This window comes from Ruegeria sp. YTSC192 (assembly GCF_059609705.1).
The window spans coordinates 490,880-511,949 of sequence record NZ_JBXWMG010000001.1; the positions used below are offsets into that span (position 1 = coordinate 490,880).

At 59.2% G+C, this 21,070-nt stretch carries 20 protein-coding genes and 1 tRNA gene; 10 read left to right on the forward strand and 11 right to left on the reverse strand.

The window, feature by feature from the left end; all coding sequences use genetic code 11:
• The first annotated feature begins 2 nt into the window (after positions 1 to 2).
• Positions 3 to 1,010 carry a flagellin gene (locus tag AC2FD8_RS02425; protein WP_496853476.1) on the forward strand — a complete coding sequence of 336 codons (1,008 nt, stop codon included), beginning with the start codon at positions 3 to 5 and terminating at the stop codon, positions 1,008 to 1,010.
• Positions 1,007 to 2,101: a flagellar basal body P-ring protein FlgI gene (locus AC2FD8_RS02430; RefSeq protein ID WP_496853475.1), complete on the forward strand. Its 1,095-nt coding sequence runs from the start codon at positions 1,007 to 1,009 to the stop codon at positions 2,099 to 2,101. The genes AC2FD8_RS02425 and AC2FD8_RS02430 overlap by 4 nt, the downstream gene beginning before the upstream one ends.
• A 24-nt stretch (positions 2,102 to 2,125) precedes the next feature.
• Here AC2FD8_RS02430 and AC2FD8_RS02435 read toward each other — a convergent pair whose 3' ends face one another.
• From AC2FD8_RS02435 to AC2FD8_RS02470, 8 genes are all read right to left on the reverse strand, one after another.
• Positions 2,126 to 2,770 carry a DUF1523 family protein gene (locus AC2FD8_RS02435; RefSeq protein ID WP_496853474.1) on the reverse strand — a complete coding sequence of 215 codons (645 nt, stop codon included), beginning with the start codon at positions 2,768 to 2,770 and terminating at the stop codon, positions 2,126 to 2,128.
• 10 nt (positions 2,771 to 2,780) lie between these two features.
• Positions 2,781 to 3,047, reverse strand: coding sequence for a hypothetical protein (locus AC2FD8_RS02440; protein WP_170379920.1), 267 nt, complete (start codon positions 3,045 to 3,047; stop codon positions 2,781 to 2,783).
• 1 nt (position 3,048) lies between these two features.
• The gene (locus AC2FD8_RS02445; RefSeq protein ID WP_496853473.1) at positions 3,049 to 4,386 is read right to left on the reverse strand and encodes a DUF6638 family protein; all 1,338 of its coding nucleotides are present in this window, start codon (positions 4,384 to 4,386) and stop codon (positions 3,049 to 3,051) included.
• Positions 4,383 to 4,718 (reverse strand): hypothetical protein, encoded by a 336-nt coding sequence (locus AC2FD8_RS02450; RefSeq protein WP_496853472.1) that lies wholly within the window; start codon positions 4,716 to 4,718, stop codon positions 4,383 to 4,385. The genes AC2FD8_RS02445 and AC2FD8_RS02450 overlap by 4 nt, the downstream gene beginning before the upstream one ends.
• Before the next feature lie 39 nt (positions 4,719 to 4,757).
• The gene (locus AC2FD8_RS02455; protein WP_496853471.1) at positions 4,758 to 5,051 is read right to left on the reverse strand and encodes a hypothetical protein; all 294 of its coding nucleotides are present in this window, start codon (positions 5,049 to 5,051) and stop codon (positions 4,758 to 4,760) included.
• Entirely contained in the window at positions 5,051 to 6,982 is a 1,932-nt protein-coding gene (locus AC2FD8_RS02460) for an AAA family ATPase (RefSeq protein WP_496853470.1), read from the reverse strand. The genes AC2FD8_RS02455 and AC2FD8_RS02460 overlap by 1 nt, the downstream gene beginning before the upstream one ends.
• A 57-nt stretch (positions 6,983 to 7,039) precedes the next feature.
• On the reverse strand, positions 7,040 to 8,158 hold the full coding sequence (locus tag AC2FD8_RS02465; protein ID WP_496853469.1) for a hypothetical protein: 1,119 nt from the start codon (positions 8,156 to 8,158) through the stop codon (positions 7,040 to 7,042).
• A 254-nt stretch (positions 8,159 to 8,412) separates the two neighbouring features.
• Complete coding sequence (locus tag AC2FD8_RS02470; protein WP_496853468.1) at positions 8,413 to 9,492, reverse strand: hypothetical protein; 1,080 nt, start codon at positions 9,490 to 9,492, stop codon at positions 8,413 to 8,415.
• A gap of 261 nt (positions 9,493 to 9,753) precedes the next feature.
• Between AC2FD8_RS02470 and AC2FD8_RS02475 the strand changes: the two genes are divergently transcribed.
• Positions 9,754 to 11,229: an NAD-dependent succinate-semialdehyde dehydrogenase gene (locus AC2FD8_RS02475; RefSeq protein WP_496853467.1), complete on the forward strand. Its 1,476-nt coding sequence runs from the start codon at positions 9,754 to 9,756 to the stop codon at positions 11,227 to 11,229.
• 232 nt (positions 11,230 to 11,461) lie between these two features.
• Here AC2FD8_RS02475 and AC2FD8_RS02480 read toward each other — a convergent pair.
• Positions 11,462 to 11,537, reverse strand: a tRNA-Thr gene (locus tag AC2FD8_RS02480).
• Here AC2FD8_RS02480 and AC2FD8_RS02485 point away from each other — a divergent pair.
• Genes AC2FD8_RS02485 through arsB form a run of 5 tightly spaced genes read left to right on the forward strand, consistent with a single transcriptional unit; the run spans position 11,511 to position 15,811 of the window.
• Positions 11,511 to 11,699: a hypothetical protein gene (locus tag AC2FD8_RS02485; RefSeq protein ID WP_496853466.1), complete on the forward strand. Its 189-nt coding sequence runs from the start codon at positions 11,511 to 11,513 to the stop codon at positions 11,697 to 11,699. The two genes, AC2FD8_RS02480 and AC2FD8_RS02485, sit on opposite strands and share 27 nt — an antisense overlap.
• A 3-nt stretch (positions 11,700 to 11,702) precedes the next feature.
• Complete coding sequence (locus AC2FD8_RS02490; RefSeq protein WP_496853465.1) at positions 11,703 to 12,530, forward strand: arsenate reductase/protein-tyrosine-phosphatase family protein; 828 nt, start codon at positions 11,703 to 11,705, stop codon at positions 12,528 to 12,530.
• A 1-nt stretch (position 12,531) separates the two neighbouring features.
• Positions 12,532 to 13,530 (forward strand): ArsJ-associated glyceraldehyde-3-phosphate dehydrogenase, encoded by a 999-nt coding sequence (locus AC2FD8_RS02495; protein ID WP_496853464.1) that lies wholly within the window; start codon positions 12,532 to 12,534, stop codon positions 13,528 to 13,530.
• Positions 13,527 to 14,792, forward strand: coding sequence for an organoarsenical effux MFS transporter ArsJ (gene arsJ / locus AC2FD8_RS02500; RefSeq protein ID WP_496853463.1), 1,266 nt, complete (start codon positions 13,527 to 13,529; stop codon positions 14,790 to 14,792). The genes AC2FD8_RS02495 and arsJ overlap by 4 nt, the downstream gene beginning before the upstream one ends.
• Complete coding sequence (arsB, locus tag AC2FD8_RS02505; protein ID WP_496853462.1) at positions 14,789 to 15,811, forward strand: ACR3 family arsenite efflux transporter; 1,023 nt, start codon at positions 14,789 to 14,791, stop codon at positions 15,809 to 15,811. The genes arsJ and arsB overlap by 4 nt, the downstream gene beginning before the upstream one ends.
• A gap of 5 nt (positions 15,812 to 15,816) precedes the next feature.
• Here arsB and AC2FD8_RS02510 read toward each other — a convergent pair whose 3' ends face one another.
• Together AC2FD8_RS02510 and AC2FD8_RS02515 are read right to left on the reverse strand one after the other, a co-directional pair.
• Positions 15,817 to 17,223 carry a bifunctional enoyl-CoA hydratase/phosphate acetyltransferase gene (locus AC2FD8_RS02510; RefSeq protein WP_496853461.1) on the reverse strand — a complete coding sequence of 469 codons (1,407 nt, stop codon included), beginning with the start codon at positions 17,221 to 17,223 and terminating at the stop codon, positions 15,817 to 15,819.
• 108 nt (positions 17,224 to 17,331) lie between these two features.
• Positions 17,332 to 18,360, reverse strand: coding sequence for an AraC family transcriptional regulator (locus AC2FD8_RS02515; protein WP_496853460.1), 1,029 nt, complete (start codon positions 18,358 to 18,360; stop codon positions 17,332 to 17,334).
• A 113-nt stretch (positions 18,361 to 18,473) separates the two neighbouring features.
• Here AC2FD8_RS02515 and AC2FD8_RS02520 point away from each other — a divergent pair, with 113 nt between their 5' ends.
• Both AC2FD8_RS02520 and dmdD read left to right on the forward strand, forming a co-directional pair.
• Positions 18,474 to 20,237 carry an acyl-CoA dehydrogenase family protein gene (locus AC2FD8_RS02520; protein ID WP_496853459.1) on the forward strand — a complete coding sequence of 588 codons (1,764 nt, stop codon included), beginning with the start codon at positions 18,474 to 18,476 and terminating at the stop codon, positions 20,235 to 20,237.
• A 22-nt stretch (positions 20,238 to 20,259) separates the two neighbouring features.
• Positions 20,260 to 21,069: a methylthioacryloyl-CoA hydratase gene (dmdD, locus tag AC2FD8_RS02525; RefSeq protein ID WP_170379890.1), complete on the forward strand. Its 810-nt coding sequence runs from the start codon at positions 20,260 to 20,262 to the stop codon at positions 21,067 to 21,069.
• Position 21,070: the final 1 nt, after the last annotated feature.

The following is a 21,070-nucleotide window of genomic DNA, read 5'->3' on the forward strand; positions in this document are numbered from 1 at the left end:
ACATGACACTGACATCCATAGGCGATCTTGCCCGCGGTCTGACCTTGCAGACCCGGTCCACCCAGATCAAGCAACAGATCGAAACCCTGTCGTATGAAATGTCGACCGGCAAGGTACAGGACGTCTCGGGCCATCTGGGCGGCGACTATTCGCATCTCCTCGATTTGGACCGCAGCCTGACACGTTTGGATGCGTTTGGCATCGCCACGTCCGAGGCCAAACTGTTCTCGGGCGCCATGCAGCAGAGCCTTGGCGTGTTCAGCGACTCAACTGGCGAGATGACGGCGACGCTGTTGGCCTTCGGAACCGCCAATCACGCTGTGACGCACGAACAGGCCTCGGTCCAGGCCCGGAATGAGCTGGATACGATGATGTCCGCGCTGAACACACGGATTGGCGGCCGCAGCTTGTTTTCGGGCACCGCCACGGATGTCTCACCACTGCCATCGGCCGCGACCTTGCTGACGGCGCTTGAGGCTGAGTTGACCGGCCTGGCGACTGTTACCGATATTCGAAACGCAGCCGAGGCCTGGTTCGACGATCCCGCAGGTTTTGACGCGGTGATCTACCAAGGGTCCAACGCGGCATTGCCGTCCATGCAAATTGCCGAGAATGAACGCATTAACCTCGACATCATGGCGACGGATCCTGCGTTGAAGGCAGCCATCAGGGATGTCGCTGTTGCCGCACTCGTTGCCGATGATGCCTTGGCAGTGCCCAACGATCAGCGTACCGGATTGTTCAGACAGCTAGGTGTTGCCTTGGCAAATGCACAGGATGACACGGTCATTTTGCGGGCCGAAGTCGGCGCAGCCGAAGCGCGTGTCGAACAGGCGACAAGCCGCAACGCCGCCGCGCGCACCAGTCTGGAATACACTCGTAACGCCCTGATCGAGGCCGATCCCTATGAAACGGCCACCAAGCTTCAGGCGGTGCAATTCCAACTGGAAAGCCTCTATTCCGTTACGGTTCGCAATGCGAACCTCTCACTGGTGAATTTCCTGAGATGAGGGTTCTTGTCTTTCTCCTGGCTCTGATGCCCAGCCTTGCTTTCGCCGGCGCAATCCGTCTGAAAGATCTGGTTGATTTCGATGGGGTGCGCGGCAATGATCTGGTCGGCTATGGCCTGGTCGTGGGCCTGAATGGAACCGGCGACGGGCTGCGGAATTCGCCCTTCACCGAAGAGATTATGTCTAACATCCTCGAACGGCTGGGCGTGAACGTGAATGGCGAGGATTTTCGCCCCAAGAATGTTGCTGCAGTCCTTGTGACGGCCAGCCTACCCCCGTTTTCACGGGTCGGAGGGCAAATCGACGTCACTGTCTCGGCTATCGGGGATTCGAGCAGCCTATTGGGCGGTACTTTGATCATGACGCCTCTGAACGCTGCGGACGGGCAGATCTATGCCGTGGCCCAAGGCACAGTTCTGGCAGGCGGCGCTTCGGCCGAGGGTGAGGCCGCGACCGTCGTACGGGGCGTTCCAACCTCGGGCGTAATCCCATCCGGGGCGCGGGTCGAGCGCGAGATCGACTTTGACTTATCCACCCTGACCCAAATGCGGTTGGCCCTGCGTGAGCCTGATTTTACCACAGCAGGCCGGATCGAAACGGCCATCAACCGCGAATTCAACCGCGCTGTGGCGATCATGCGCGATTCAGGAACTGTTGAGCTGAACATCGCGGCCACTCAATCCGCGTCGACTGCGCATGCACTCGGCCGGATCGAGAACATTCTGGTTGAGCCTGAAACAAAGGCCCGCGTTGTGGTGGATCAGCGTTCGGGCACGATTGTCATGGGGCAGGAAGTTCGGATTTCCCGGGTCGCGGTGTCGCAAGGCAACCTGACCCTGACAGTCGAGGAGGCTCCGATCGCGGTTCAACCCAACCCGTTTGCTGACGGAGAGACCGTCGTAGTGCCCAGAACCTTCGCCGGCATCGAAGAAGAGGAAGGCACCGGCCTGGCTGAAATACCCGAAGCCACCACCCTGTCCGAGGTCGTGGCCGGGCTGAACGCCCTGGGGGTTTCGCCGCGCGACATGATCGACATTTTGAAAACGATCAAAGCCGCGGGGGCCCTGCATGCCGAGTTCATCGTGCGATAAAGGCACCCTTCATGGGCCGGGCTTCTATTTCGATTTCCAACTGTCCAGCCAACGGCGGAACCGGCTGCGTCGTTCGTCGATGGCGTCGCCTGCGGCGTAGATCCCATCTTCCATCGACTCGAGCATCGGGTCGATCCGGGCCTGACGGAACCGGCGCCAACGCACCCAAAGCGCCCAGACAATGGCGGCAAAGACCGTCAGGAAGACAATGTTGAACCACGGGATGATCCGCACGTCCGGCCCCTCGACTGGTTTGATAAAGACGGCGTTGGGGAAGATCGACATGAACTCGTTGCGCCAGCCATAGTGGGTTACAACCACCCAGTCGGGATTGTTCTTATCCGAGATCGCGTCATTGGCCTCGGTGTACAGGTTGGCGGTGTCGAACTTGAAATAGAACGGCCAGCCCCAGCCGGTATCCTCATTCCGGTAGACGATGGGTTTGCCATTGGCGCGAACGGCCTGGATGAACTGCACGTCGCGGTTCGACAGACTGGCGGATTGATCTTCGGGTTCAGACCAGAAGATGCGAGTCCAATCGTTCAGGTCTTGCCGCTCTTCATAGGTGTTGACGATGCGCACCACGTCATGCTGCGGAAGCGAATATTGCAGGATCACGGCGATCGTGCCCCAAAAGATGATAATGAATGCCCATTTCAAATAGGCCATGCCGTAACCCTCACATATAATTCACGATGTAGATCAACGCGCCGATTGCCACCCAAGGGACAATATACACCGCCAGGATCAGTTTGCGCCGGAACGAATTGTCATAGACGTGCAGCCCGCGCTCTACAAAGGCCTCTTTGTTTCCCTGTTTGCCTTTCTCGTCCCACCACGTTTCAAGCTTGCGACGGCGGACGCCGCGCGAATAAAGCGACAGCGCGAAATAGGCAATCGTCTGCAAGACCAGCAGGACCAGAAACAGGCGCATCGCTCCGAACATATCAATCCCTCCCGACTGCGCCCCATGGGCCGACCCGCGCGATGACCGCATCGCTGACGCGATCTTCTCCGCTCATATCCGGTTCATGACCAAACAGAGCCGCACGGGCACCGGATTTATCCACTTGATACTCGCGGGCCAGAAACTCGGCAACATAGGCCTTCTTGGCCTCAGGCCACGTGGCATAGGTGCTGTAGAACAGCTCTTTGTGGCAAATGAACATCTGGCGGGGATCCAGCGGGGCCAGCTCCGACAGCAACATATTCACCAAATCGCGGTACGGCGTATCCGCGGCGCGCAGCGTGTAGAAATACGCCGGATGGTCCGAGGTGATCCGCGGCCAAGGCCCGCCATCCGTCGCCCAGCGCAACAGCTGAGCAAGGCCGTGATATGCCTCGGGCAGGCGATCCGAGTGGTTTCGCGCCAGACGCCGCATGTCGCTGCGATCCAATCCCGTCAGGTCAACATCAGCATCTGCGGCCGCTGCGACAGTCAGGAAATCCATCTTTTGCTGAAGGATCGCCGCCGCATCCACGCCGCGCGCCTTCACGATGGGTTCGACCAGATCGTTATAGTCGAGGAATTTGGCAATCTGGTTCCGTTGAGACGGGTCAAACGTGTACTTGATTTTCAGATCATCGGGCTTTTCGCCCATGCAAATCGCCGCCGGGTGATCCATGTCCGGGAACAGGTACAGCCCGCCGAAATGCGCCGTCCAGAAGTTGCGCTGCTCAAACGCCGTGTGGCGCAGGCGGACCGGGTTGCGGGTGACGTCTCCGGTTTCCTTGGCAGTTTCGATCATCCGGGCGATCAGCACGTCATCGAACCAGGCATCCTCGGCGGTTTTTAACTGTTCGACCATGCCGGCCAGCTGCTCGGCCTTGCGCAGGGTGCCGCCTGCGGTATCTGCCTCAATCTCGATCTTGCGCAGGTTCAGCAGATCATCGGGCGTGGTGAGTTTGAAGACCGAATTCACCAACTCTCCGGCCACCGCATCGGTTGCGGTCAGGGCGAATAACTGCGCCTCGTTCATCTCGATAAACTCGCGCAGGATATCGCGCGAGGTCGAGAATTTGACGTTCAGCAAAGGCGCGCGTTTCTGCTCGGTCGTCAGCAGGATGAACTGCCGGTTGACCCCGTTGGGGTTGAGGTAGAGCGGGTCGTCCAACTCAATCCCCACCTCCGGCGAATAGCCCGAGATATCGACATGGAAATCCGTCAGCGCCGTGGTCTTGCCAGCCAGATGCTGCAGCGCGCGATTATACCGCTCGACCAGAGCCGGGCTGGAGATGTGGACGAGGTTGCCGAACATCAGGCCTTTTTCGATGAGGCGGATCATTCCGAAAACCTATGCGTAACTTGTATATCTATCCCTTTAATCAAACCAATCCAATAGGGTGCAGACAAGATGAGGCCTCCGATAAGCACAATAGAAGGGTCCAGCCTTTCACCCAGCCCCCAGACATCAAAAACCAAAATACCAGATGCGATAACGAACCCAAAAAAAACAATGACAGCGGCAAACAAACTGGCAGACCACCAGAAGAAAAACCTCAGCCACATGAACCCGCCCAAGGGAACAGGTAAACTGCGGCGGATCACCCAAAGGACAAATTTGGTACCCGCATAAGCCATTTGAGCGCATGCTATCAGGAATAGTATATCAAGCACTCAGTCGGCCCTTCTCTTCGGTTCGAGATAGTGATCCACTCAGTTTGTTCTCCTGCTAAACCGACCGACAATCACGACCGCCAACGCCGACAGCGGCAACGCAAACGCTCGCCCTGTGATCTGCAAGTTGAACCCAAGGTAAGACACCACGCTGCCCTCAAACAGGATCAGCGACTCTTCCCATGAGGTGCCTTCAAACCCGCTGCCTGCATTCACTCCGAATTGGGTCAGAAACAGAACCGCCACGGCGCCCAGAAATCCGATCACGCCCCAACGCAGAGGCAGGATCAGGCCTATCACAAGTGCCAGACCAGAAATCGCGTAAACGAGCATTATCCCTTCCCCTCCAGATACCGCCGCTTGGCCTCTTCCATCCGGCCCATCTCACGCACGGCGCTTTCGATGGCGACCTCATCGCTCTTGTCGGCATAGCGGAATTCGCTGTCGGCGTAGCGGTTGATCTCCTGCATCACCATCTCCACCGTGATCGGCTGGCGCAGGTCTTCGATCATGGCCTTCTTGGTGTCGTAGTCGCGGAACAGGAACAAGTCGGGGTTCTCCATCCACTCGTCCGGCAGTTCGAAGTCCATCGCGCGGACCTTGACCGCGTCGGTGATGTTCTTGATCGCGCGGCCGGTGAACCGCTCATCCGCCTGTTGGATCGCCTTGAGGTAGGTGCCCAGCTTGGCAATCGTGTCCATCTGGCCGATCTGACCGGAGACCCGGTCATAGACCTGCATCAGGGCGTCCTCATGCGGGCGGGCGTGGCTTTCGAAACTGGCGGCGACGGCCTTTTTGATCTCCTGCGCGGCATAGGCTTCGTGCTCGCCCAGCGGGATATCGTGGTTGCGGCCCATCAGCAGGTGCAGGATGTCGATATAGTCCTCGCGCGTTTGCGGCCCGTCCACCAGAAACCGCGCGCCCGCGCGCTGGCGCAGGGCGTCATCCACATTCTCGGGGTAGTTCGAGAACATGCCAAAAGTGCAGTTGCCACGCACAACGGTGTTGGCGCCCGCAAAGCTCTCCATCAGCACGGCGGTGATTTCCAACTGCCCGGCTGAGGACTGCCGGTCGCCGCGTTTGCCCGCCAGCTGGTCGATATCGTCGATGGTGCCAAAGCCGATGACCGAAGGGTCGATGATCGTGTTGATGAAGGCTTTGGCGTTCTGACCGGACTTGCCCTGATAGCTGTCGATATTGTCGGTGCTCAGGTTCTGATAACGGAACGGATAGCCCGCGTTCTGGCAGTAGTCGTTGATCAGCCCGGCCATCATCTGGATCAGAGTGGTCTTGCCCGTGCCCGGCTTGCCGTCGCCCATGAAGGTAAAGATGAACCCGCCAAGTTCCGCAAACGGGTTCAGGCGGCGGTCGAAATCATAGGCCATCACCATCTTGGCCAACTTCATCGCCTGATACTTGGCGATATGGTTGCCGACCACCTCGTTCGGTTTCTTGAATGTCATGGTCAGGGTGGTGGACTTGGCCTTGGAGGCCGGCTCAAAACCCCGAATCGTCAGATCGTCCGCCTCGATATGCCAGGCCGCGTTTTGGAAAGGGGCCAGATGGCCAGCGGATTGCGCGCGCAGGGCGGCCTTTTCCATTAGTTGCTCAGCATAGGCGCTGATGGCGGCGATCAGATGCGCGTCGTCAGGGGCATGCTTTGCCAGCACCTGATCCAGCTCCCACAAGGATCCGTGCAGGGCAAGCTGGCCATTGTCGGTCAGAACCTCTTCGATCTCACCCAGATCAACGGTAGTTTCGCCCAGATGGGACGACATCAGATAAGCCAGCGCATTGCCGAATGTGTGTGATGTGATCAGCGCCTCAGCCGTCAGCAATTCCGAGAACTCGGTCTTGCGCGCAACAGGCAAATCTCCAGCCAGATTGGCCCGCTTCAAATCGGCCAAAGGAGTCTGTTCTGCATATGCTTCGGCCACGGCCAGAGCGATGGCAATCGCACGCCGAATAGCCTGCTGCGTCGTTGCCTGAGGAGGCGAGACCAGCGTATCGCCATCATCCGAGGCCTCGATCCGCTCAACCAGATGCACCCCATCAGCGCGCACCGTGCGCCGCGTCACCAATCCCGGCGTGGTGGAGCGAAACCGCCGCCCCGTCGACACGCCCGGAGACCGTTCGACCGAAGCCGTAACCGCCTTGGCAATCCGCGGCGCGTGTTCGAACCCATTCAACAAGGCCGTCGCCGCCGGATAATGCTTGCGAATATCGGCCTCGCGCAATTCCATCTGATCTGACGTCAAACTCATCTCAAAAACCGCCCATTCTTCTTCTGTTCAAAAATACCTCCGCCGGAGGCATAAAATCTAATAGCGCAACACCTGCCCCGCCTTGCTGACCACAAACTTGCGCACATCGGCAAAGCCCGGCGGGTTTCGCTCGGCCAGAACCTGAAACGGACGCTGGGGCAGAATGATCGAACGCTGCGTGCGTGTCGCTCCGGTCTCGGCCCCTTGCCCGCCGAACGGGTCCAGCGCAAACACCTCACGCTCGACGCTCGAGAACCACCCGGCGCGCTCTTCGATCACCTCTTCGCTTTCCAGCTCCTCAGTCGTCCAAGCCAAAGCCCAGTCTTGCCCCTGAGGCGCCTGCGCGTCCTCCAGCACCTGCCGTAAGGGGCCGGACTGCTCGGTATAGGCCGAGGAATACATCGGCCCCACATGAATACGCCGCAGATGTTTGGGGTGCAGGTCGTCGAAATCCTGATCGAAGCCCTTGGCTATGGTCACCAGCTTCAGCCCGCCCAGCGATTGCGCCATCAGATGCGCCTGCACCTCGGGCCAGCGGCGTTGGTCTTTGGGCAGGGCCGTCTTGCCGCTGTCCTCCAACTGCATCAGGTAGATCACCGGCAGGTTGATCTGGCTGTCATAGACCGCCCAATGGATCATGAACTTGCGCCGTTCATCCTCATTCCCGATCCAGTGGCATTCGGGATCGTTGCGGGCCCAGAACAGCTCTCCCTTCAACAATTCCTCGTAATAGAGCCTTTGGGACAGCGCGAATTGCAGCTTGGTTGGGATTTCCTGATCGCCAATGATCGTCCGCACCATGTCGGTTTTCAGATCATCTTCCGAGGGCATATTCGCCAGATGCACCTGAGCCTGCTGCGCGTCGTTGGCCATAGTCAGCAACTCGGCCGCCACCGGGAACCCGCTGTCGCGCTTGTCCATCGCAAGGCTGCCAAAGAACCGCCCTGTATCACGCCCGACCAGTAGGTATTTCATGGAGAGCGCGCGGAATGTGTAAAGCAACCCCGAGAGGTAGCGCGACACGATCCGCACCTCTTGCTTGCTGATCGCGCCCTCAGCCTCCATCGTTGCAGCCACGCGCAGGAGGTGGACGGTGATCACCTCGAATTTGCGAAAATACCGGCGCGAAGCGAAAGTGTCGGTCAAGCCGACATGGTCTTGGGTGGGGTCACTCAAAAAGAGAACCTCCTTTGGGCTGACTACTGAAAAAAGCCAGTCTTTTATGAGAACTAGTCTTCATTCCTCGTCAACCAACCGAATTTGAAATGAACAATCTGCACGAGAGGAATAACCGGCATCCATGGCTTGAAGCCCACGGCTAGGTAGATGAGCCATAGAACGAAGACCAGACCCAGCCAGCTTGCCACCCAACTGGACAAGTTGTTGGGTTTGCCGAAAGTTGACCAGTTGACGTCCGAAAAGCGCAACATTCATCCGCCATACAAATTCTTGTCATGCTTCTCGACAATCGACGCGAACCGGCGGGCAAAGCGCTCATCCGCCTTGGCCTTTTTCTCCAGCACGTCGCGGGCAAAGACCATGTGGTCCTCATGCGCCTCAAGCATGTCGGCCATTTTCTGGTTGGTCGCGGTGCCAATGGCGGCCATGGCGGTTTGCGCCTCTTGATCCGTCTTCACACCGATCTCATTGATGCGGTGGGCCACGTCCTGCTGCTGCGCGGTTTTCAACGATTTGGTCAGGGCGTCATACAGCACCACGCGCTGTTGCGTGTCTGTCTGCAGCTTGTTGATCAGCACCATCTGCGTCGCCGCCTGGTTCTGCAGTGAGTCGACCCAGGTCTTCCCCTTTTCGATATAGCGCTCCAGCGTCTGTGACTTGGCCAGCTTGACCTGTTCTTCTTGAACCTTGGCGTTGTATTGCTTGTTCAGCTCGGCCAGTTCAGTTTCCAGCTGGGTCCGCGCGGCGGCATCCTGTTCGACGCTGATCTTGTTTTCCAGCGTGATAATCGCCGGGTCCATGCCCTGAATCTCGGCCCGCAGCGCCTCAAGCTCCGCCACGGTCGCTTCACGGTCATCCAGAGTGACGGTCAGGTTTTCCTCGACCTTGACGCGTTGTTCTTCCAATACGGACAGTTGCCCCTCCAGCAGTTTGACGATCACGTCGGACTTGGCGATCAGGTCCTGCAGTTTGTCGTCGATATTGGCCGTGCGCATCCGCTCCTGCCGCAGCGACTCGGATTTGCCTTTCGAGAAGATGCCAACAAACGATTCCCACCCGGTTTTCGAGCGCATCTCATCGAAATCCTTCGAGAATGCGCTGGTGACATCGTCCAGCCCCATGATCAGCTCGGCGATATTGGCGTTCATCACCTCGGTATGGGCATGTACGTCCTCAAGCGTGGCGTTTTCGATGTCGATATCCGCCTCGGCGGTGCCGATCTTGGCCCGCGCAGCCTCAATCCGCGATGTCAGCCCTTCGATCTGTGATTGCGACTCACGCACCTTGGACTGAGTCTCTTTGATCAAGGCCTCAAACTGCTGGTTCGACATCTATGCTATCCCTTTTTCTTTATATTACTATATAGATAGGCAATGTAATGATCATTTACATCCCCTATCGCCCGGAAATTTCGGAAACTGTCGCAAACTCCCAAGCGAAATGAAAGCCATATGGGCAAAGGCGGGGGCCAAATTCGTTGCGCGGTGGAAAAGGGGCACAACTGGGTTCATCGCCCCGCCACGATGGACATAGACAAAGCGCATGACACCTGTTTGGGTGCGCGCAACGCAAATATTGCCGGAGGCTGACCCATGCTGGACGCGACGACTGATCTGAAATCCCTGCTCAAGAATCCCAACCTTCTGGTGACCAAGGCCTATATCGGCGGCCAATGGGTGGATGGTGACAACGGCACGTTCGCAGTGACCAACCCCGCACGCGGGGACGTGATTGCCGAAGTTGCCGATGTCAGCCGCGCGCAGGTCGCAGGCGCCATCGCGCAAGCAGAAGCCGCACAGAAAGAATGGGCCAAGCTGACCGGCAAGGAACGCGCCGCGATCCTGCGTCGCTGGTTCGACCTGATGATGGAAAACGCCGAGGATCTGGGCAAGATCCTGACCGCCGAGCAGGGCAAACCGCTGGCCGAGGCTGTTGGCGAGATCGGCTATGGCGCGTCTTTCATCGAATTCTTCGGTGAAGAGGCCAAACGCGTCTACGGTGAAACCATCCCCGGCCACCAGCGCGACAAGCGGATCATGGTGATGAAGCAACCCATTGGCGTTGCGGCCTCGATCACGCCCTGGAACTTCCCCAACGCGATGATCACCCGCAAGGCCGGGCCAGCTTTGGCAGCGGGCTGCGCTTTTGTTGCCCGCCCCGCGAAGGAAACCCCTCTGTCGGCGCTGGTGCTGGCGGTTCTGGCCGAGAAAGCAGGCGTTCCGGCTGGCGTGTTCAACGTGGTGCCATCGTCACGGGCTAGCGAGATCGGCAAGGAGTTCTGCGAAAACCCCGGCGTGCGCAAGCTGACCTTCACTGGCTCGACCGAAGTGGGGCGCATCCTGCTGCGTCAGGCGGCCGAACAGGTCATGAAATGCTCGATGGAACTGGGCGGCAACGCGCCCTTCATCGTGTTCGACGATGCCGATCTGGATGCGGCAGTCGAAGGCGCGATGCTGTGCAAATTCCGTAACAATGGCCAGACCTGTGTCTGCGCCAACCGCATCTACGTGCAGGCGGGCGTCTACGATGCCTTTGCCGCCAAGCTGAAAGCCGCAGTTGAGGCGCTCGAAGTCGGCGACGGTCTGAGTGCTGGTACGACCACCGGCCCCCTGATCAACGACGACGCGGTGGCCAAAGTCGAAGAGCATATCAAGGACGTCACCGACAAAGGCGGCGCGGTTCTGACCGGCGGCCTGCCTCATGATCTGGGCGGCACCTTCTTCCAACCCACTATCGTCACCGGCGTAACGCAGGACATGATGGTGGCACAGGACGAAACCTTTGGCCCGCTGGCCCCTTTGTTCAAGTTCGAGGACGAAGATGACGTCATCGCCATGGCCAATGACACGATCTTCGGTTTGGCCTCATATTTCTATGCCAAGGATCTGAGCCGCGTCTACAAGGTGGCCGAGGCGCTGGAATATGGCATCGTCGGCGTGAACACCGGCATCATCTCGACCGAGGTCGGCCCGTTCGGCGGCGTCAAACAGTCCGGCCTTGGCCGCGAGGGCAGCCACCACGGCATGGAAGACTATATGGAAATGAAATACGTCTGCCTGTCGGTCTGATCAGACTACTCCACGATTTAACCCTGCAAGGGGTTCTGGAAAGCTCCCCCCTCTCATCGCATTGAGAGGGGGGAGAATCTGTGGCTACGACGCTTTGTTTGCGCGATATCTTTTCGTGCCCTGAGCCATCGGGATTGACGAAGGAAGCCAGGCCTTTGGTTTCACGCGCATCACTACAAAACACGCGTTTGGAGGATACCCTTTGTCGATAGGGTCAATATTTGGAAACAGGTGGTGCCGCTGAAGGGACTCGAACCCCCGACCCCATCATTACGAATGACGTGCTCTACCAGCTGAGCTACAGCGGCACCATTGGACTTCCGAAACTGAACTCGGAAGGATGCGGTGATTTCTTTAATTCTTCAGGTTTGAACCTGCAAGCCCGGATCGGCGTGCTGAAGTTTCATGAAAGTTCTGTGAAACAACAGGTTTCCCCGTTGACCGCCAACATGTATTTCTATATTTCATGAAATATGATAAAAGAGATCACCGATCAGCTGGCCATTCTGGGCCATCCGCAACGCATCACTGTCTTTCGCATGTTAATGCGACGGTTTCCTGACACCGTGCCAGCAGGTGAGCTGGCCTCGGAGTTGGATATAAAACCCAGCACCATGTCGAACTATCTGAATGCGCTGCAACGGTCCGGGCTGGTGACTCAGGAACGCTCGGGCACGTCGCTGCTTTATTCCGTCGACATGGCGAAGGTGCAGAGGATGCTGGACTTTCTGGTCGTCGATTGCTGCCGGGGTCGCCCTGATATCTGCATGCCGTTCACACAAGGAAATGAAGACATGACTGACCGCAAGTTCAACGTCCTGTTTCTATGCGTGGGCAATTCCGCCCGCTCGATCTTTGCCGAGACCCTGTTGCGCCAAATGGGTGGCGACAGGTTCACCGTCTACTCCGCCGGAACGCAGCCCGCGTCCGAATTGAACCCATTTGCCGTGCAGGTGCTACGGGACAAGGGCCACGATACCTCGGTCCTGCGCTCCAAACACATGTCGGAATTTGCAGCCGACGGCGCGCCCGAGATGGACTTTGTCTTTACCGTCTGCAATCAGGCCGCCAACGAAGACTGCCCAGCCTGGGAAGGCCAGCCGATCAGCGGCCATTGGGGCATGGAGGACCCGGTGAAAGCCACCGGAACCGACGCCGAAAAAAGCCTCGCCTTTCAAAACGCCTATGGCGCGCTGAAGCGCCGGATCGAGGCGTTTACCTCTTTGCCGGTCGAAAGCCTCGACCGGATCGCCCTGCAATCTGCTGTCGATGACATCGGCAGAACCTCTGTCGGAGACTGAAATGACCACATATGCTGTGAACGGCTTGGGCCGGATGGGAAAGCTGGCCCTGAAACCGCTGCTGGAAAAAGGTGCCAAGATCGCCTGGATCAATGACGCGGTCGGTGACGCCGAGATGCACGCGCATCTGTTGGAATTCGACACGGTTCATGGCCGCTGGGACGCCAGTTTCGCGCATGATGCGGACAGCGTCACCATCAACGGCACGCGCCTGCCCTTTGTCGGCACCAAGGACCTGAGCGCCCTGCCGCTGGACGGCGTCGATGTGGTGATCGACTGCACCGGTGTCTTCAAGACCGAGGCAAAGCTGGCCCCTTACTTTGAGGCGGGTGTGAAAAAGGTTGTCGTTTCCGCCCCGGTCAAGGACGGCCCAACCGCCAATATCGTGATGGGTGTGAATGACGAGATCTATGACCCGGCGACCCATCAGATCGTGACTGCAGCCTCCTGCACCACGAATTGTCTGGCCCCGGTGGTCAAGGTCATCCACGAGAATCTGGGCATCCGCCACGGCTCAATGACCACGATCCATGACGTGACAAACACACAGACCATCGTCGATCGCCCCGCCAAGGACCTGCGGCGCGCGCGCTCGGCCCTGAACTCACTGATCCCGACCACGACCGGCTCGGCCACGGCGATCACGTTGATCTACCCTGAACTCAAGGGGCGCTTGAACGGCCATGCGGTGCGGGTACCGCTACTGAACGCCTCACTGACCGACTGCGTGTTCGAGGTTGAGCGTGAGACCACCGTCGAAGAGGTCAACGCCTTCTTCAAAGCCGCCGCCGAAGGTGAATTGAATGGCATTCTGGGCTATGAGACCCGTCCGCTGGTATCGACCGACTACACCAATGACGAACGGTCCTCGATCGTGGATGCGCCGTCGACCATGGTGGTGAACGGAACGCAGGTGAAAATCTATGCCTGGTATGACAACGAGATGGGCTATGCCCACCGCCTGGTCGATGTGGCGCTGATGGTCGGGGCCTCGCTGTGACCGACCGACCCGAGGGGCTGTCGGCCTATATCGCGGTCACGGCGGCCTATTGGGCCTTTATGCTGACCGACGGGGCCCTGCGGATGCTGGTGCTGTTGCACTTTCATACGCTGGGCTTCTCACCGGTGCAGCTGGCCTATCTGTTTGTCCTCTATGAAATCGCCGGGATGGCGACGAACCTTGCCGCGGGCTGGATCGCGGCGCGGTTTGGCTTGACCTCGACACTCTATGCCGGGCTTGGGTTGCAGGTGGTGGCGTTGCTGGCATTGACGCAACTAGACCCTAATTGGGCGATTGGCGCATCCGTGGCCTTTGTCATGATCGTGCAAGGCGCAAGCGGAGTGGCCAAGGATCTGGCCAAGATGTCCTCAAAATCCGCAGTGAAACTGCTGGCCCCGACCGAAGGCGGCGGGCTGTTTCGCTGGGTGGCTGTGTTGACCGGATCAAAAAACGCGGTCAAAGGGCTAGGCTTCCTGTTGGGCGCGGCGATGCTCGCAACGCTGGGCTTTCAGGCGGCGATCATCGTGATGGCGGTTGTTCTGGCGGTGATCCTGTTCGCCGTCATCCGCTTCATGCCGCCCGGCCTGCCCAAAGGGCGCAAAGGCGCGAAGTTCTCTGAGGTCTTTTCGAAATCTGCCAACGTCAACTGGCTCTCCGCCGCGCGGGTTTTCCTGTTCGGTGCCCGCGACGTGTGGTTCGTGGTTGGCATCCCGATCTATTTCTACGCCGTCCTCTCGGATGGCACCGAAGAGGGCAACCGCGCCGCCTTTTTCATGATCGGCACCTTTATGGCGTTCTGGATCATCCTCTACGGCGTTATTCAGGCCAACGCGCCCAAAATCCTGAGGGCCTCAGACCGATCCGAAGGCGATTTGATCCGCGCCGCACGCAGCTGGGCTGCAATGCTGTTCTGCGTTCCAGCGGCTCTAACATTGGCAGTATTGCTGTCTTCCGGGCCGGAGACTTGGCTGACGATCACTCTGGTCGTTGGCCTTCTGGTGTTTGGAGCAATTTTCGCTGTCAACTCATCCCTGCATTCCTACCTGATCCTCGCCTTCACCAAGTCCGAGCGGGTCACGATGGATGTCGGCTTTTACTACATGGCCAACGCGACAGGCCGCCTTTTGGGCACCGTCCTGTCCGGCTTTACCTATCAGGTCGGCGGCCTGCCCCTTGTGCTGGGCACAGCGGCTGTCATGGTGGCGCTTGCGGCGCTCACTTCGGGCAAACTGACCGATCAAACAACTGAGGCATATTCATGAGCATCTTCGAGCGCTATCTGACCATCTGGGTCGCCCTCGCCATGGTCGGCGGCGTGCTGATCGGACTGGCTGCGCCCGGTCTGGTCGGGCTGATCGCCGGGGCCGAAGTGGCCAGCGTCAACCTGGTCGTGGCCCTGCTGATCTGGGCCATGGTCTACCCGATGATGGTGGGCGTCGATTTCAAAGCAGTCGCGGGCGTCGCGCGGCAACCCAAGGGCCTGATCGTGACGCTGGCGGTCAACTGGCTGATCAAACCCTTCACCATGGCCCTGCTGGCGGTGTTGTTCTTCGACTATGTCTTTGCCCCGTGGATTCAGCCAGAAGACGCAGCGCAATACACTGCGGGTCTGATCCTGTTGGGGGCCGCGCCCTGTACAGCGATGGTATTTGTCTGGTCGCAACTGACCAAAGGGGATGCGACTTATACGCTGGTGCAAGTCTCGGTGAATGACCTGATCATGGTGGTGGCATTTGCGCCGATCGTCGCCTTTCTGTTGGGGGTCACAGATATCTCGGTGCCGTGGCAAACGCTGGTTCTGGCCACCGTTCTCTATGTGGTTCTGCCCCTGATTGCCGGGCTGCTCACGCGTCGGAAACTGGGATCGCAAGAGGCTATCGACGCCTTTTCCGCCCGCGTTAAGCCGTGGTCGATCATGGGACTGATCGCAACGGTGGTGATCCTGTTCGGCCTTCAGGGAGAGACGATCCTGGCCAAACCAATGGTCATCGTCCTGATCGCCGTGCCGATCCTGATCCAAAGCTACGGCATCTTCGCGCTGGCCTATGGGGCGGCCTATGCTCTGAAAGTTCCACACCGCATCGCGGCCCCTTGCGCCATGATCGGAACCTCGAACTTTTTCGAGCTGGCCGTAGCGGTCGCTATCAGCCTGTTTGGCCTGAACTCTGGCGCGGCGCTTGCAACGGTGGTGGGTGTGCTGGTCGAGGTGCCGGTGATGTTGTCACTGGTCGCCTTCGCCAACCGCACGCGGGCCCGCTTTCCCGAACCCGCGACGCGGTGAATTAATCAGCGCACCGATTGGTCATACAACACCGCAATCGCCGCCGAGGCGATGCGGGTGCGGCGATCATCGGCGCGGCTGGTCAGCATGATCGGCACCTGCGCACCCAGTACGATCCCCGCGGCCTCGGCCCCGGCCAGATACATGAGCTGCTTGGCGATCATGTTGCCGGCCTCAAGGTCCGGTGCGACCAGTATATCGGCCTGCCCAGCTACATCGGACTTGATGCCCTTGGTCGTGACCGCGCGCATCGACACGGCGTTGTCAAAGGCCAGAGGGCCATCAAGCACGCCCCCCGTAATCTGCCCGCGATCCGCCATTTTGCACAGCGCAGCAGCCTCGACCGTGGATTGAAGCCGGGGTGTAATCGTCTCAACCGCTGACAGGATCGCCACCTTTGGCGTCTCGATCCCGATGGCGCGGGCCAGATCAATCGCGTTCTGAACCATATCCGCCTTGGTCTGCAGATCGGGCGCAATGTTGATGGCCGCATCGGTGATCAAAAGCGGTTTGGAATAGGTCGGCACATCCATGACGTAAACATGGCTCATCCGGCGTTCGCTGCGCAGACCATTGGCCTTGGAGACAACCGCCGACATGACTTCATCCGTGTGCAACGCGCCCTTCATCAGGGCCTTTACACGGCCATCCCGCGCCAGATGCACCGCCTTTTCAGCCGAGGCGTGACTGTGCGGTGTATCAATGATCTTGAGCCCGCTGATATCCAACCCGGCCGCGTCCGCCGCATGTTGGATCCGGCTACGCGGACCGACCAAAACAGGCTCTAACAAACCCAAGTCACGGGCCGAGAGCGCTCCCTCCAGCGCGCTTGCATCACAGGGATGGACCACAGCGGTTGGCAATGGGTCCATTTTCTGAGCCGCGCTCAGCAATCGGTCATACGAGGCGCCCCGGTGGTGCAAAACCAGATCCGGCATCGCCATTCGCGGCCTTTTGACCTTTTTGTCCGGCGCAATCACAACGGCCTGTCCGGTGATGACAGGCTTGCCATCGCCAGTTGTACAGAGGCAATCGAGAACGACGTGGTTCTTCTCGGGCCGCTTTTCACTCACAGTGACGCGCACAGTGACCGTATCGCCGATGCCAACGGGTTTGAGGAATTTCAGGGTCTGATCCAGATAAATCGTTCCCGGCCCCGGCAATTGCGTGCCCAACACATTGGAAATCAGCGCGCCGCCCCACATGCCATGCGCGACCACCTTGTGAAAGACGTCCTCCTGGGCGAAGGCCTCATCCACATGGGCCGGGTTCACATCTCCTGAAACCGCCGCAAAGGCGTCGATATCCTGCGCAGTCAGGGTCCGGGATAGCTCAGCCGTGTCACCGACATTGATCTCATCAAACGGCCGGTTTTCGATAAAGCCGATGCCGGTATTCTTATCCGATGGCATTCATTTCCCCTTATGCAAATGCCTGCCCTTGGACAGACACTCCGAACCATTGCGGCCCGGCCACCCATAGAGGCTCAATATGACAGCGATATGCAAGCGTCGCTGCATTCAGACTGCGTGATCCTGTGCGCGATACGAACCCGGGCTGCGGTTGGTCCACTTCCGGAATGCGCGGTGAAAATTCGCCGGGGCCGAGAACCCCGTATCAAAGGCAATCTGTTCGATACTGTCGCCGCTTTGTTGCAAGGCCCGGATTGCGATATCGCGCCGCAGGGCATCCTTGATGTCCTGAAACGAGGTGCCCTCGTCCTTGAGACGCCGGTTCAGCGTCCGGGGCGTCATATTCAAGGCCAGGGCCGCGTCGGGCAGCTGGCTGCTTTTCCACGATGACTGGTAAAGGAACGCACGTACCTGCAGGCTGTTCGTATGCACGCGCGAGTTGGTGAAAATCCAGTCCATCGGCGCGCGCTCCAGAAACAGGGAGGCCTCAGCCGGGCTGCGCGTGATCGGGCGGTCAAAGCGGCGCGGGTCGAGCAGGATGCTTGTCTGCGAGGCATCGAACATGACCGCGCAGGGGAAGACGACCGCATAGTCCGCCGCAAAACCGGGCCGCGCAAAGGCAAAGCGAACGGCCTTTACCGGCGTTTCCGATCCGCTCAGCCATGACAGCAGCCCATGCGCAAGCTTCAGGATCAGCATATGGCCAAAGCGCTGGGGTGCTGTATCTGGCCGATACGGCACGAGCGAAAGTTCAGCCACGTCCGGCCCGGTGCGCAGGTTCAGGTGGAAATCATCCAGCAACAAGTTCCAAAATGTCGAGAAACGATACAGTGCCGAGGTCAGGCTGCTTGCTTCGCGCAGAACGGTCACAAGATGCTGTAGGGCACGTGGCCGAATGGGACGGCTCCAGAGGCCCATCATCTCATCCCCGGTCTCAGGCGCGGCAAGCTGGTACAGGCGGGCGATTTCCTTAAGTGTGACACGCTGCGAAGGCTCTAAAGCGCTGGTTTCGAGGCCCGAGCGCTTCAGCAGGACCTGCATCTGATCAGCGCTGCAACACGCCCTCAGCGCCTCCAGCCAATCCTGGATAAAACCAACTGAAACAGTTGTGAGTGAAGGTGGGTCATTGCTGGCCATGGCAGCCCCGATTTGGCAATATCGGATATTAACTTGGCAATATATGAGCTTTTCGGCAAGCTATTCGGTAGATAAATGACGTGAAACCACAATTGCCCTTGGGGGAATCTGGCATGTCCTATCAGCCGCCCGTACAGGATTTGATGTTCTGTATCGAACACCTGTCCCATTGGGAAACAGTGTCCGCGCTGGACGCATACTCGGACTTCGAACTGACCGATATCGGCGCTGCGCTAGAAGGCTATGCCCGTTTCTGCAGCGAACAGATCGCGCCCTTGTCCCATATCGGCGACACGTTGGGCGCACAGTTTGACAACGGCCGCGTGACGATGCCCGAAGGGGACGCGCAGGCCTATGCGCAATTTGTTGAGATGGGCTGGCAAGCCCTCACCCACCCTCCTGAGTTCGGAGGCATGGGCCTGCCGCGAACGGTTGGCGCAGCGGCGGTCGAGATGCTGAATGCTGCCGACATGAGCTTTGGCCTGTGCCCCCTGCTGACTGACGGCGCGATCGAGGCACTGCTGCTGACAGGCTCGGACGCGCAGAAAGCTACCTATTTAGAGCCTTTGATTGCTGGGCGCTGGTCGGGCACGATGAACCTGACCGAACCGCAGGCGGGCAGCGATCTGGGTCGTGTCTCGACCAAGGCGGTGCAGCGCGAAGATGGTAGCTATGGTGTGTCCGGCACCAAAATTTTCATCACATATGGCGCGCATGACCTGACCGAGAACATCATCCATCTGGTTCTGGCCCGCACGCCTGACGCGCCAGCCGGACCGAAGGGGCTGAGCCTGTTCATCGTCCCGCAGAAGATGGTGGCAGAGGATGGCTCGGTCGGGGCTGAGAATTCAGTGAACTGTGTCAGCATCGAACACAAGCTGGGCGTGCGCGCCAGCCCGACGGCGGTGCTGGAATACAAAGACGCCACGGGCTTTCTGATCGGTGACGAAAACCGCGGGCTGGAATATATGTTCATCATGATGAACGCCGCGCGCTTTTCCGTTGGTGTTCAGGGCATCGCGACATCAGAACGCGCCTATCAGCGCGCCTTGGCTTACGCGCGGGACCGGGTCCAGAGCCGCCCCGTGAGTGGTCAGGTCAAGGAGGCGGTGGCGATCATCGAACACCCTGACGTGCGCCGCATGTTGATGCGGATGCGCAGCCTCACCGAAGGCGGGCGGGCCATGGCGGCAGCCACGGCCGGACTGCTGGACATTGCACATCATCAGGATGACCCCGCCATGGCCGCTCTGGCCGAGTTCATGGTTCCGCTGGTCAAGGGCTTCTGCTCGGAACGCGCGGTCGAAGTCGCCTCGCTGGGCGTTCAAATCCACGGCGGCATGGGCTTCATCGAAGAAACCGGCGCCGCTCAGCACTATCGCGACGCTCGCATTCTGCCGATTTACGAGGGCACCACCGCCATTCAGGCCAACGACCTTCTGGGTCGCAAGGTCATGCGCGACGGGGGCGAGACCGCCCGCCGGTTCGCTGCCCGTATCGCAGCGACCGAGGCCGAGCTTGCAGAAGGCGATGCCACCGCGAAAGCCATCGGCGCAAGCCTCGCGCAGGCACGCGGCGCTTTCGAAGCCGCGTTGGAATGGTTATTGGAAAACAGCCGCAAAGATATCGATGCCGCGTTTGCGGGCTCGGTCCCGTTCCTAATGCTGGCAGGTACGCTTGCGGCGGGTTGGAAACTGGCAAAAGCTGTCACCCCGGCGCAGGCTGCGTTGAACGATGGGCAGAACACGCAGTTCATGACCCAGAAGATCGCCACTGCGCTGTTCTTTGCCCAGCACATCTTGCCCGAATGCAGTGCCGAACACACCCGCATCCTGCACGGCGCGCGCAGCCTGCTTGACGCGGCCTTCCCCGAATAACGCCTTTAAAAGGATCCGCAACATGAATGATGTCGTGAACCCCGCCACCTATGAGAACCTCGCGATTTCCGAGCGTGACAACGGCCTCTATGTCGTGACCCTGAACCGCCCGACCAAGCGCAATGCATTGGACGTGGCAACGATTGAGGAACTGATCCGCTTTTTCAGCGGCGCACGTATGGCCGGCGTGCGGGCGGTGGTGCTGACCGGCGAAGGCGATCACTTCTGCGCAGGCCTGGATCTGGTTGAACACTGGAAAGCCGACCGCAGCCCGGATGACTTCATGCATGTCTGCCTGCGCTGGCATGAGGCGTTCAACAAGATGGAATATGGTGGTGTTCCGATCATCGCCGCCCTGAAAGGCGCGGTGGTTGGCGGAGGGCTGGAGCTTGCCAGCGCCGCCCATATCCGCGTCATCGACCCCGGCACCTATTTCGCTTTGCCCGAGGGTCAGCGCGGGATTTTCACAGGCGGAGGCGCAACCATCCGCGTCTCGGACATGATCGGCAAATACCGCATGATCGACATGATCCTGACAGGCCGCGTCTATCAGGGGCAAGAGGCCGTCGATCTGGGCCTGGCTCAGTACATCACCGAAGACGGTGGCAGCATGGCCAAGGCAATGGAACTGGCGGAACAAATCGCACAGAATCTGCCCTTGACCAATTTTGCAATCTGTTCGGCGATCAGCCATTTGAATAACATGTCCGGCATGGATGCCGCTTATGCCGAAGCCGTGGTCGGCGGCGTAGTCAACACCCAGCCCGCCGCCCGCGAACGGCTGGAAGCTTTTGCCAACAAAACCGCCGCCCGCGTGCGGCCCAACAGCTAAG